At 45.4% G+C, this 14260-nt stretch carries 8 protein-coding genes; 7 read left to right on the forward strand and 1 reads right to left on the reverse strand.

The features are described from left to right. Positions 1–40 precede the first annotated feature (40 nt). The 6 genes from FW774_RS12670 (at position 41) to FW774_RS12690 (ending at position 9272) form a co-directional block, all read left to right on the forward strand. Positions 41–793 (forward strand): hypothetical protein, encoded by a 753-nt coding sequence (locus tag FW774_RS12670; protein ID WP_149348572.1) that lies wholly within the window; start codon positions 41–43, stop codon positions 791–793. A 13-nt stretch (positions 794–806) separates the two neighbouring features. Further along, on the forward strand, positions 807–950 hold the full coding sequence (locus FW774_RS20435) for a hypothetical protein (protein WP_187774891.1): 144 nt from the start codon (positions 807–809) through the stop codon (positions 948–950). 17 nt (positions 951–967) lie between these two features. Further along, entirely contained in the window at positions 968–2290 is a 1323-nt protein-coding gene (locus FW774_RS12675) for a RagB/SusD family nutrient uptake outer membrane protein (protein ID WP_410522741.1), read from the forward strand. 43 nt (positions 2291–2333) lie between these two features. Beyond that, entirely contained in the window at positions 2334–3377 is a 1044-nt protein-coding gene (locus FW774_RS12680) for a DUF6528 family protein (RefSeq protein ID WP_149348574.1), read from the forward strand. Positions 3378–3856: 479 nt separating this feature from the next. Beyond that, positions 3857–5746, forward strand: coding sequence for a beta-N-acetylhexosaminidase (locus FW774_RS12685; RefSeq protein WP_149348575.1), 1890 nt, complete (start codon positions 3857–3859; stop codon positions 5744–5746). Between the two features lie 673 nt (positions 5747–6419). Continuing rightward, positions 6420–9272: a TonB-dependent receptor gene (locus tag FW774_RS12690; protein WP_149348576.1), complete on the forward strand. Its 2853-nt coding sequence runs from the start codon at positions 6420–6422 to the stop codon at positions 9270–9272. A 310-nt stretch (positions 9273–9582) separates the two neighbouring features. On the opposite strand, the gene FW774_RS12695 is transcribed toward FW774_RS12690, so the two are convergent. Beyond that, positions 9583–11256, reverse strand: a complete 1674-nt coding sequence (locus tag FW774_RS12695) for a M1 family metallopeptidase (RefSeq protein ID WP_242457816.1) — start codon at positions 11254–11256, stop codon at positions 9583–9585. 150 nt (positions 11257–11406) lie between these two features. Here FW774_RS12695 and FW774_RS12700 point away from each other — a divergent pair, with 150 nt between their 5' ends. Next, positions 11407–14232 (forward strand): FAD-binding and (Fe-S)-binding domain-containing protein, encoded by a 2826-nt coding sequence (locus tag FW774_RS12700; protein WP_149348577.1) that lies wholly within the window; start codon positions 11407–11409, stop codon positions 14230–14232. Positions 14233–14260 lie beyond the last annotated feature (28 nt).

Below are 14260 nucleotides of genomic sequence, written 5' to 3' on the forward strand. Positions count from 1 at the left end.
ATTATCAACCAACCGGCAAACGGTATTAGATATTGGCCCTTTGGTTAAAGTATCTATTGATAATAACGGCTATAGCGCTAATACCAACTATCTGGTTGTGGGCGTACCAATAGGGGCCAATTTTGGTGTAGACTATGCAGGGGTATGGCATAACCAGGCCGAAATTGATGCCGAACTGGCCAAACCTGCCGGGCAGCGCACCATGGTATCGCCATCAGGTTTTTATAAACCTGGTAAGCCACGTTATGGTGATTATAACCACGATGGTAATCTTAATGCTGATGATTATCATTATCTGGGCACACCAAACCCAACTTTATATGGCGGTTTTGGTAACAGGTTCGCCTACAAAAATCTATCGCTTGATTTTTTCTTCCAGTATAACCATGGCGCTACTATGTACAATGCCATCGAGTTCTTTATGGGCGCAGGTGCTGAGTATACTAACCAGTTTGCTTACATGGTTAACCGCTGGACACCGTCAAACCCGACATCGGATATACCTGCGGTAAACTCACGGGATAATGTGCCAAGCTCTCGTTTTTTGCATGATGCTTCATTGATCCGTTTAAAAACCGTGCAGCTTAATTATACCCTTAAAAAGGGATTGCCAAAAATCTTCAGGCAGGTTGATGTATTTTTTACTGCATCAAACCTTTTCCTGATAACTAAATACAACGGTTTTGATCCTGAAGTAAATAAAGGAGGCACCAACTCGCTTATCAGGGCTAAAGATGATGGGACTTATCCAAATGCCCGCGTATTTGCATTTGGTGTTAATGTTGGATTTTAATGAAACAAAGACAATGAAAAAGCAAGTAAAACTATTATATATATTATCAACTGCATTGCTGCTATCGGCCTGTAGCAAAAACCTGGTCGAAACACCTAAAGATGCCATTTCGCCCGATCAGTTTTTACCACTGAGGCGCAATGCATACAAGGCGTAAACGGTGTTTATTCCGGTCTGAATGATTTATTTGGCCAGGAAGATCTGTGGAAATCAATAGAAGAAGGTACCGATGTGGTAATGTATCTGCCAACTAATGATGGCAACCAGGAATATACGCTGTCACCTGGTGCGCCTGGTAACATATCAGGCGTATGGACCAAATGCTACAAGGCCATAACCCAGGCTAATCTGGTAATAAACCGAGTTGGTAAGGCACCCATTGGCGCTGCGCTAAAAAGCCGCCTTATTGGCGAGTGTAAGTATTTGCGTGCCTTACATTATTATATCCTTAGTAACTCATTCGGTGCAGTACCATTATGGACAGATGAGCTTGATGTAACGGTGGTAAGCAGTTTACCCCGCACTCCGCTGGCAGACGTTCGCAAGCAGATCAAGGCCGACCTGACCGATGCCGCGGCAGATCTGCCAACATCATATCCCGCTACGGATGTTGGCCGGGCTACCAGGGGGGCCGCTCTGGCCTTACTGGCAAAGGTTTACCTTTTTGATAAAGATTGGGCAAATGCTCAGAAATATGCACAGCAGGTGGTTGATCTTAACCAATATCAGCTGGTTAATTTTGCCAATCTGTTTGATATCAATAATGGTTTCAAGAATAATAAAGAGTCTATTTTTGAAATTCAGTTTAAACGTGATAATGCAACTAATACTAATGTAAAGGTGAACTATTATTACACCTGGTTTTTTCCGTTAAAAGATAGCAATAACAGAACCTATGCCGGGGTTGATTTCGGTTCGACCGTTTTACGCGGATATGAGAACTTTTACCCATCGGCCGTTTTTGTGAACATGTTTGATAATGCTGATAAGCGCAAAGCCGTAACATTGGCTACCGGTTATAACGGTCAGAATTTTACACGCTTTATAAAACCCGGGCGGCCATGGTTTGGCGCCAAATTCTGGGATTTACAGGCAAACGACAGAAATAGCGGTAAGGATATTTACTTTCAGCGTTATGCAGATGTATTGCTGATACTGGCCGAGGCCGAAAATGAGCAGAACAATACAACAGGTGCGCTTACCTGGATAAATAAAGTCAGGCTGGAGCATGGGGGCTTAACTACGCCGCTTTCGGGTTTAACGCAGGCCGATATACGAAATGTGTTATTTACAGAACGTGCCATTGAGTTTGCCGGCGAGTTTCAACGTAAATGGGATCTGGCACGTTGGGGTAAATTAGTTGATGCTGTAAGATCAGTAGCTGCAGATAACCCTAAGGGAGCTGCAAATATTAAGGCCGAATATGCACTGTTCCCGGTACCCGATGCTGAAATAGTTAAAGACCCGAATTTGAAACCGCAGAACCCCGGGTATTGATAAAGAAGCTCTGAACCTAATTTAACCCTTAAATTTTTTAAGTATGAAAAATGTACTATGGATTGCTTGTGCCGTAATTTTCCTGGGTGCATGTACAAAAAAGGAAAACATAAACGAGTTCAATTCATCACCCGGATCGTCAGAAACCGGCAAACTTATATCCAATGCGTCTGATGACTGGGTATGGATAACTAACGAGCAACAGGTTGAGGTCTTTAACCCGGCTACTACTACCTGGAATGGATCGCCCATTTGGCAATGGAAGCCCGAGGCGGCCAAATCATATACTCCCTATGCCATATCAAAATGGGATGGTGCCACTGATTTTAAGTTGCGCAATGTAACGCGGTGGGGTGGTAACTGTTTTGTATCCTGTTCTGTACAAGGTTTGGCCACAATTGCCACCTATCCTTCAGGTACTAAGCAATGGGCTTATTCGGTGGGCAACAAAGTTTATCCGCATTCGGTTGAATTGCTGCCAGATGGAAATATCGCGGTTGCCGCTGCTGCTGGTAACTGGGTAAAAGTGTATACATCATCAACTACCCATGTTGATGATACGACTAACTGCAAATTCAATTTGATTGGTGCGCATAGTGTATTATGGGATCCGACAATTTCACGTTTGTGGTGTATTGGGAATGATTACCTGAAGGCATTGATAGTAGGCGGTACATCGTCGGCACCAACACTTACTGAAGATATCAATTATACAGTTAGTTTGAGTGCTTCAGCAACTATCTACGGACATGATATTTCACCAGATCTGAATGATCATAACATCATCTGGTTTAGTACCAATCATGGTGTTTACTCTTATAATAAAAGTACGCATACGGTGGCTACTGCACCCGGGTCGCTCGGGGGCAAATGGTTTGTAAAGGGTATTAGCCGTCAAAATTCGGGCATATTTGTGGTTACACAGGCCGATTCGTTTAAATCACCTTTCCCAAGTGGCGGTATAGATAACAATAATGATACACGCTGGGTTGACTTTTATACCCAGGCAGGGGCATTCTCTTATTCAAGAACACGCACTAACGCCGTAATTTATAAAGGCAAGCTTTTCAGATCATCTTACAATTGATTATTCTTGCCAAATTTTTATTGATAAAAAGCTGAACCCGTAAGGTAATATTGATCATAGAGAAATATCAGGGCTGTTTAAACTTCTGAAAGTTGAGCCTGTTGACGCGAATGCGGAACTTCGGGATCGGGATGACGAGAACTTTTTAATCAGTCCCTAATTAAAGCCTGTGAGATCTTTATATGAAATTTAACAGGCCCTTAGTTTTATAATCACACTTTGTCTGTACTTCGGCAGGTTCTCTTTGCCGGGGGCAGGCAAAGGCTTTTTATATAGGTTTGATCCTTTTATACATTTTGTACATTGCCCGGAGCATTTCTAACTCAAAACCAGTGCCATGTCAGTGGAATAATGTCCTATTCAGACGTTCAAAAATTAAGGTTAGCCCGTGTGTGGCTTTTTTACTTTTTTACTTAACACCAGGAACAAATGCCGTAATTTACCACGGTAAAATTTTATTAATTGCTATATAACTTATCATGAAACAGGTTCTCTGCATTGCCCTCATCGTTCTGTTTAATACATTTTGTTATGCTCAAAGTGGTGTTCCGGCCATTATACCCACACCATCATCGGTTAAAATGCAAAGCGGTAATTTTATCTTTAGTGCAAATACTGTTATCAGGGCCGATGCAGCGGAACAAAAAACGGTAGCCTTTTTTACCGGTTATTTGCTGAATACCTGGAAATTTAAAAACAGCGTGATTACCGGTAACGGAAAAAGCGTACTGAAGCAGTCTGTTGTTTCTATTACAACAGCAGGTTCAGAGCAACTCCCTGCCGATGGCTATAAACTGTCTGTAACACCTGCTGCTATAACGCTTGTAGGAAAAGATGCCGGGCTGTTTTATGGTATACAAACATTGATCCAGCTGTTTCCTGTTAACGTACAGGGAACGGCTGTTTTACCCTGCCTTACTATTGAAGATAGTCCCAGGTTTGCTTACAGGGGGCTAATGCTGGATGTATCGCGGCATTTTTTTACCATTGAGCAAATTAAAGATCTGCTTGATCTGATGGCCCATTATAAGCTGAACCGTTTTCACTGGCATTTAACCGATGATCAGGGCTGGCGACTGGAGATCAAAAGCTACCCAAAGCTTACGCAGGTAGGAGCCTGGCGTGTGCCGCGTATAGAGTTTGGAGGCAATACCTTGCCGCCGCAGCCCGGAGAAAAAGCCACAGATGGAGGCTTTTACACACAGCAGCAGGTAAAAGATATTATCCGCTATGCAGCCCGGCGGCATATTGAGGTACTGCCTGAAATTGATGTTCCGGGACACGCTATGGCGGCAATTGCCGCTTATCCCCAATTATGTGTTACCCAAAACCCTGACATCCGGGTAAATCCGGGCAGTAGCTTTGCCAGGTGGTTTCCGCAGGGTGGGTTTGAAATGTACATAGACAATACCCTCAATCCCACCAATGAATATGTTTACCAGTTCCTGGATAAAGTGTTTACCGAAGTGGCGACCCTGTTCCCTTACAAATACATACATATAGGTGGAGATGAATGTTATAAGGGTTTTTGGGCGAAAGACCCCGGCGTGCAGAACTTTATGCAGCAGCACGAAATAAAAGATATGCATGCCTTACAGGGCTACTTTATTTCAAGGCTTAATAAGATCATTCGGGCTAAAGGCAAAAAGCTGATCGGCTGGGATGAAATATTGGAAGGTGATCTGACCGATGATGTAACCGTAATGAACCGTTTTGGCGAAAAAGGCGCTAAAGAGCAGATCGGCAAAGGTTTAGACATTGTGCTGGCGCCCGGTAGCAATGGTTTTTATTTTGATTATGCTCAAAGCAGATCAGATATGGAGCCATCCAGCCATGGCGGAAATGCGCCCTTATGGCAATCGTTTAGCTATGATCCTGAATATCCGGAATTATCTCCCGAAGAAAAAAAGCATATTTTAGGCGTTGAAGCCTGTATCTGGACGGAGCATATAGCTACCTCTGCCAAACTTTATTATATGCTGCTTCCGCGAATGCTGGGGCTGGCCGAAACGGCATGGTCATTACAGGCTAATAAGCAATACAGGCAATTTACCGATGATATTTTGCCTGTGCATTTGCTGAAGTTTGACAGATCAGGCATTAACTATCGTGTGCCAACGGCATTAGAAACTATCGACACCACTATCACTGCCACCTCTTATAAACTTACAGCTAAGATACCGTTTGAGGGGGCAAAAGTTTATTACACTTTGAATAATAGGTTTCCCGGCGAGGCTGATCATGAATACACGCAGCCCGTGCTGTTGAACATTCCCGAAAATAAAAAAATGGTGCTGAAAACCATAGTTGTTACGCCGGCAGGCAGGCGAAGCGTAGTTACAAGCACTACTATTATCAATAAAAAGTGAAGTGTGTTGAGGAAGCTCCTGTATCAGATCTCCCTGTTGAATTTTTGATTGAGCCAGATCACCGCTTCGTTCGGTTACTTTTGCGACTCCGGAGATTGCCAGGGAAGAATCTTGCTGGTGAAGACACCGGCCTCAAAGCAGAACGAACGTAAGAAAAGCTCCAAAACTTTCCTGTTATTCTTTGAGGCTTAAGTTAGTCCATTCCCTGCTAAAACTTAAGCCGGATCGGGGTGGGAATATTTTGCACAGAATGAAGTTAGCTAAACCGGATGAAAGCGGATACCGGCCTGTGACTAAGGCCCCCACGAGGTTTCGGGGCAGGTTGCAGGCGTATGAGCGCACAGCCGGACTACCGGAGCCAAAGTGATGCCGGCCCTGCTTTTCAACATAACATTTGCTTTAACCGGCCTTAACGGGATATGATGCTTATTGCTTATTACAAGCCTGCAGATTTTTCCGTATATACTAAAACAGTTTCCAAGTAGTGAATTTTTAATAATTTAGCGTACTGATAATTAATAATTATTCAAAATACACGTATTTTTATTTAGACATTGGCTGGCGGTGTTAACATTATAGAACGCAATACAATATCGATATCCTCTTTTTGTGTTTGATCTTTACGCGGTATATTTCTGAAAATCAGGAAATTATCATCATTAATTAAGTATACATGACTAAAATTTACCTATTAACATCTTTAAAAAAAACGAATATTTGGCGCATATTAATTGGCTTGCTGTTAGTTGTGCCAGCTTTTGTTAATGCGCAAACCACCATTTTGTCGGGCAATGTAACCGATATGCTTACCCGGAAGGGCATTGCCGGTGTGTCCCTGTTGGTTAAAGGATCATCCGCGGGTACATCCACAGATGCCAATGGAGATTTTAAGCTGACCGTTAAACGGAAATCGCCTTTGGTGTTGGTGGTTTCGGCCATTGGATATAGTATGAAGGAGGTTCATGTTGACGGCTCTGCGGCTAATTTGACCATTGCCCTTGAAACAGAGCATATCCTTGCGGATGAGGTTGTGGTGTCTGCTTCGCGTGTGCAGGAGCGCATGATAGAGTCGCCTGTAGCTATTGAACGGATGGGCCCGGAAAGCATCCGGATGTCCGCAGCAAACTCATTTTACGATGCGCTGGCTAATCTGAAAGGCGTAGAGCAGAGCATCCAGAGCTTTACATTTACTTCCATTAATACCCGTGGATTTAATGCAAATGGTAATGTGCGCTTTAACCAGTTTATAGACGGAATGGATAACCAGGCGCCCGGCCTGAACTTCGCGGTGGGCAATATTGTCGGTATATCTGATCTTGACCTGGAAAGTGCGGAGCTTTTGCCCGGTTCTTCTTCTGCTTTGTATGGCGCCGGAGGTATTAACGGTACATTGCTGCTCAATTCAAAAGATCCGTTCCGTTACCAGGGCCTAAGTTTTCAATTAAAAACAGGGGTAAGTCATTTTAATGATGAAATCCAAAAGCCCGGCTCCTGGAATGACGTGCAGCTGCGGTACGCTAAAGCATGGAATAATAAACTGGCATTTAAAGTGAACCTGTCGTACATTAAAGCGAATGACTGGCGTGCCCGCGATTATTCAAATTTTGATCGTACCAAACAAATGGCAAAAGCCGGTAACAGGGACACCGATCCGGCGTATGATGGTGTGAATGTTTATGGCGACGAAATAAAAGCGAATATGCGCATGGTGGCGCAATCGGTAATTACTGCGGGAAGAAGCGCATATATTAGCCAGTACCAGGCAGCAACAGGAGGTATGACTCCTTCGGAAACACAAATACAAATATTTTTGGCAACCAACCCGCAAACCAGTCCGTTTTACCAGGGTTTACAGGCCGGCATTATTCCTGATCAGGATGTGTCAAGAACGGGATATAAGGAAGCTGACCTGTTTGATGCTGGTACAGAGGCGCTTCGTACCAGTATTTCGCTGAATTACAAAATTACGCCGGGCATTGAGGCTGTTGCACAGGCCTACTGGGGAACGGGTACATCGGCATATACCGGCGCCGATCGTTTTTCGCTGAACAATTTTAATTTAGGTCAGTATAAGCTGGAACTGAAAGGCAGGAACTTCTTTTTAAGAGGATATACTACGCAGGAACGCTCGGGCGATACGTATGATGCGGTAGCGCTTGCCTCGTACATGAATGAAGCCTCCAAAGCAAGCACGGTATGGTTTCCGCAATATGTGGGCACGTATGTGGGCGCTATAGCTGCCGGTGCAAACGATGCGCAGGCAAACCAGGCGGCAAGAGCCGCCGCCGATCAGGGTCATTACCAGCCGGGCTCATCCGAATTTAATACCACGAAAGCCGCGATTGTTTCGCAAACTATTGGAGCGGGGCCGGGAGCAAAGTTTAACGATAAAACAAACCTGTATCATTATGAGGGGATGTACAACTTTTCTGACCTGCTGCCCGAAACAGAGCTGCTGGCCGGGGCCTCATACCGTCTGTATGACCTGAATTCTGGCGGGACTATTTTCGATGACCTGAACAGGAAGCTTACCATCAGGGAATACGGTGCTTATGCCCAGGCTGCAAGGAAACTATTTAAAGAACGGTTGAAGCTTCAGCTGGCGCTGCGGTATGATAAAAATGAGAACTTCGCCGGAAGGCTTACGCCCCGGATCTCCGGTGTGATTACCGTGGCAAAAAATAACACGCTACGCTTATCGTACCAAACAGGCTACCGCAACCCGACAGCACAGGGGCAATACATTGATATACTGGTGCGGGCCGGTTCGCGATTGGTGGGCGCTCTGCCTCAAATGCTTGATAAATATAACCTGCGCACCAATAAACCATACACTGATGAAAGCTACCAGGCTTTTATTGCCGGTGGCGGCGCAGATCCGTCTGTGCTGCAGTCCTATACGTTTAACCAGTTCAAACCGGAAAGCGTACAATCGTACGAGGCCGGTTACCGGAGCCTGGTAGGCGATAAGCTGTTTTTAGATACATATTACTACTACAACGTATTTCATAATTACCTGGCAGGTGTTGTGGTATGGCAAAATCCAACACCCGGCGATTTATCGGGAATGGCGATGCCGACCCGGTACGAGATGTCGGCTAACAGTACCGAAAAAGTAATAACACACGGCTGGGGATTAGGCCTGGAGTATAAATTAGGTAAATTTACGTGGAGTGGAAATGTTTCGCACGATAAGCTGACAGGGTTGCCCAAACAATTTCTGAATATGTATAATACTCCGGAATACCGCTTTAATATAGGTATAAGAAATGAACAACTGCTGAAAAATATCGGCTTTAACGTGGTTTACCGCTGGCAGGATCAGTTCAGGTGGCTGTCTACGTTTGTAGAAGGCCAGGTTCCGGCCTATGGTTCGTTAGACGGACAGCTTAGCTTTAAGTTGCCGCAATACCAGTCTGTAGTAAAGATCGGCGGCTCCAACCTGCTCAACCGTTATTACCGTACCTCTTATGGAAACCCGGCAATAGGAGCAGCGTATTATGTGTCGCTGGTGTTTAACCAGTAGAGGTGAAAAGGTGGAAGGCGGAAGGTTTAAGGCGTGAGGTAGCTGATGGCTGATGGTTCATAGTTCATAGTCCCGAAGTCGGGAAAGTTGAGCGCAGCGAAATCCCGATTATTCGGGGTCAGAAAAGACCGGGAGCGGGAAAGGTAGGAGGCGGAAGGTTTAAGGTGATTTACGAGTTACGATTTTAGATTTACGAATTTTAGAGACGAGAACATAGAAGCAAGAAACAAGATAAAGAGCACAAGCTGCTCCCTCTTCCGCCAACTGGCGGAGCTGGGGTGAGGCTATAAAGCAACTAACCAACTAACAACTAACCACCATTTACCGTGATATAAAAGTGTTTGGTGTCGGGGATGATTTTGGTTCCGGCGTTTTCGGGCTTTATTGTTTGCCAGCTTGTGGTTGGATAGATCCAATGCCAGTTGCCACTGGTTAAGTATTTAACTTTTATTGGCATATTAAAATCAGCGACGTCGACTTTCCACCTGACAGTGAATGTGCCGTTTTTAGCTTTCCGGATTTGCAGATCGGGGATGCGGGTGTATCGCAGGTATTGGTCAAAAATGTTAGTGAGGTTTTTCCCCGCAAGCCGGTTGATAAAGGCTATAACTTCTGCCGTAGTAGTGGTTTTATGTCCGAACTGTTGGTTTAGTCCGCGTAAAATAGCCAGCCACTTGCTATCATCGTTAATAACAGACCGGATAGTTTGCAGCATGTTGGCTCCTTTGTAGTACATATCCGATGAACCTTCGGTATTTACCCCATAAGGGCCGATAATTGGCTTATCGTTTAAAACATTTTTCCGCAATCCTGCGATATAAGCTGCGCCAGCCTCTTTGCCTTTGTTACATTCTACAAAAAGACCTTCGGCATACATGGTAAAGGCTTCGTGTATCCACATATCGGCAATATCTTTTGCCGTAATGCTGTTGCCGAACCATTCGTGCCCCGATTCGTGGATAATGATATAATCCCATGAAAGACCTAATCCTGTCCCCGACAGGTCTGAACCCCGGTACCCATTTTTATAGTCGTTACCATAAGCTACGGCGCTCTGGTGTTCCATGCCGAAGTAAGGGGCGTCAACCAGTTTATAACCATCCTTGTAAAAGGGATAAGCCCCAAACCAATGCTCAAAACAACGCAGCATGGGGTTTACGTTAGCCGAAAATTGCTTTTTCGCTTTCGCGAGATTTTCTTTTAAAACGTAATAATCCAGTGTAAGCGGTCCGTTAACTCCCTGATACACATCATTAAAATGAATATAATCACCGATGTAAAATGTTACGTCGTAATTGTTTATCGGGTTGGAAACAAACCAGTTGTGTTTGGTCAGGCCATGGTCTGTTATCGCAGAACGTAATCTTCCGTTACTGATTACCGAAAGGTTTTGCGGAGCGGTAATGCTGATGAGCATGCTGTCCGCTTCATCGGCCTGCTGGTCTTTGTTAGGCCACCAGCAGCTGGCGCCAAATCCCTGGCAAGCTACGCTGACCCAGGGCTTTCCCGCGGCATCTTTAGAAAAAACCAGGCCGCCATCCCAGGGAGGGCTTTTAGCTTCAACCGGCTGACCGTGATAAAATACGGTAAACTGCTGCATTGAACCGTTAGGTATTTGTCCGGGAAATTCAATAAAAACCGCATTATACTCACGCTTAACCGGCAGATGTGTATGTTGATACACAACACTGTCTATTTCGAGGTTGCTGAACAAATCAAATTGCAGGCGGTTAAAATCCCGCGTAGCGGTAAGCTGGAAAAGATTCGAGCCTGTAATTGTTTTCCGGTTGATGTCAAGCTGCACATCCAGATGATAATAAGTGATGTCGTAGCAGGTTCGCTCCGGCGATTGTGCACCGCGTAAGGTGTCAGCACGGGTAAACGTTCCGGTTTCGCTTTGCGCAGAAGCAATAACAGGCGCCAGGAGAAATCCCATAAGGAAAAGTTCCCGGATAAGTTTTCCTGTCCTGTAATGTGCAGCCATGATACCTGCGAATATAGTGGTAAAAAATAACCGGATATTGGATAATGATGCTATTCTGTGAAAATAGTACAATGAATATACACAAAAATATGCCTAAAGCCGCGGTAACTCTTGTATTTTTGTAATACAGCCAACACGTGTTAACTGACAATGAGTATACCCCAACTGCTGGAAAGCATATTGCCGCCCGAAAGGATAAAAAGCCGTTTGATAGATATTGCTGCTTATGCGCCCGATGCCGGGTTTTATTATATGCAGCCCAAGGCGGTTGTGCGTCCCGTTTCGGAAGATGAAGTGCGGGCGCTTTTTGCGTTTTCGCATCAGCATAAGGTTCCGTTAACTTTCCGTACGGCAGGAACCAGCCTGTCCGGGCAAGCCATATCCAGCGGTATTCTGGTTGATTTGAGCCAGTTCTGGAATCGTATCACTATTGAAAAAGATGGACAGCAGGTGCGGGTTCAGCCGGGCATAACCGGAGCCATTGTTAATGCGCATCTGAAAAAATACCGTAAAAAAATCGGCCCCGACCCGGCAAGCATCAATTCGGCCATGATGGGCGGTATATTGTCTAACAATGCCAGCGGCATGTGCTGTAGTGTGAGTAAGAACTCGTATCATACGGTACAATATATTCGTTTTATGCTGCCGGATGGGAACGTTTTTTCTACCGAGAATACTGCGGATTATGCCCGGTTTGAAGCGGAATGTCCCGGGATTTATCAGCAGATAATTGCTTTGCGCAACCAGATCATGGCCAGCCCGGAGCTGTATAGCCGCATCCGGAGTAAATACCAGACTAAAAATACGGTTGGCTATTCGGTAAACGCGTTTATCGATTATGAGCAGCCGCTGGATATTCTTGCCCATTTACTGGTCGGCGCTGAAGGTACGCTTGGTTTTATTTCAGAGGCTGTTATGCGTACCATTCCCGATTACCCGGTTAAGTCTACGGCCTTACTATATTTCCCGGACATTTATGCCGCATGCCGGGCTATAAAACCGCTTAACGATGCCGGTGCCGAAGCCGTAGAGCTGATGGACAGGGCTTCATTGCGCTCTATTGAGCATATTGCCGGTGTACCGGATGTTATCAAAACATTACCGGAACAGGCGGCAGCGCTGCTGGTAGAATTTCAGGGTAATGAATTAGCGGAAGTAAGACAGAAAATAAACAATTTTTTGGCTGTCTCGGCTACGCTTTCGCTATACTTGGAGCCGGAGTTTACCGAAGACCCGGTGAAGCAGGCTTTTTTGTGGAAAGTCCGTAAAGGGATGTTCCCGGCAGTGGGAGCCGTGCGGGCCAGTGGTACAACGGTTATCCTGGAAGATATTGCTTTCCCGGTAGTGCAGTTGGGAGATGCCATATTGGATTTGCAGCAACTGTTCAGGAAATACCGGTACGGTAATGCTATTATTTTCGGTCATGCCAAAGATGGAAATATCCACTTTGTAGTTACACAAGCGTTTAATACACCTGAAGAAACGGAACGTTACAGTCGCTTTCTGAACGAAGTTGTAGAGCTTGTTGTAAAGAAATATGATGGCGCTTTGAAGGCTGAGCACGGCACCGGCCGTAACATGGCTCCCTTTGTGGAAACCGAATGGGGTGGTGAGATTTATGGTATCATGAAAGCGTTGAAGCAGGTGGTTGACCCTGAAAACCTGCTGAATCCGGGAGTGATTATTAACGAGGATAAGGAAGCGCATATTCATCATCTTAAGGATTTGCCTCAGGTAGAGGAGGAGGTTGACAAATGTATGGAGTGCGGTTTTTGCGAGCATCGTTGTCCCAGCCGGAATATCACCCTTACACCGCGTCAGCGTATTGTTATACGCCGCTCGTTGGTTACCCTGAAAAACGAAGGTAAAACCGCACAATACAAAGAGCTTTTGCATCAGTACCAGTACGATGGCATGGATACCTGTGCGGTAGACGGTTTATGCGCCATTGCCTGTCCGGTAGATATTAATACAGGCAAGCTGATTAAGCGTCTGCGTCGCGAGAACCATAACGAATGGGCCAACCGGTTCGCTCTTGTGCTTGCCAGGAATTTTAAGCTGGTTGCATTTTCGGTGAAAACGGGTTTGCGTGCCGGCGTACTTCTTAACCGGGTGTTCGGGCAAAATACGATGCATAACCTGACAAAAGCGCTCAAAAAGCTGATTCCGGCTGTGCCTTTGTGGTCGAACCAGCTAAAACCTGCGGACAGTATTTCGGCATATAAAGCATTGCCCGGAGCTTTTAATACGGATACGGCAGTGGTTTACTTCCCTACCTGCATTTCACGTGTGATGGGCGCTTCTGTGGAAGGAAAGAAAAGCATTGCGGAAACGTTTATGAGCGTTTCGGCTAAAGCTGGTATTCCTTTTTTGATTCACCCGGATATTGGCGGAAGCTGCTGCGGTCAGCCTTTTTCGTCTAAAGGTTTCGGTCCGGCCTTTCAATATACGGCTAACGAAACGGTGGGCAAACTCTGGCAATGGACGAATGGGGGTAAGCTGCCGGTTGTGCTTGATATTACATCGTGCACACATACCTTACAGGATTGCCGCCCGGTACTTACCGATGAAAATAAACAGCGATTTGACCAATTAACCATCATAGACAGTGTGGATTACCTGTCTGATTATGTGCTGCCCAAAGTACAGGTATCAAAGAAGCAGAAACGTGTGGTGCTGCATCCGGTGTGTTCATTGCAGCACATGAACCTGGAGAACAGGTTTGTAGCGATAGCCCGTCAGCTGGCCGAAGATGTTACCGTGCCCATGCATGCGGGTTGCTGCGGTATGGCCGGTGACCGGGGATTTCTGTTCCCGGAATTAACGCAATCTGCTACTTTACCCGAAGCCATGGAAGTTAAACAGTGCAGTTATGATGGCTATTATTCGTCTGCCAAAACCTGTGAAATGGCCATGTCTGATGCGGTGGGCAAAAACTACGAGTCTATTGTGTATCTGCTGGATGAGTGTTTGTAGTGCCTAAGTTAAAAGTAAAAAGTAAAAA

The organism is Pedobacter sp. BS3, from assembly GCF_008274585.1.
GTDB lineage: Bacteria > Bacteroidota > Bacteroidia > Sphingobacteriales > Sphingobacteriaceae > Hufsiella_A.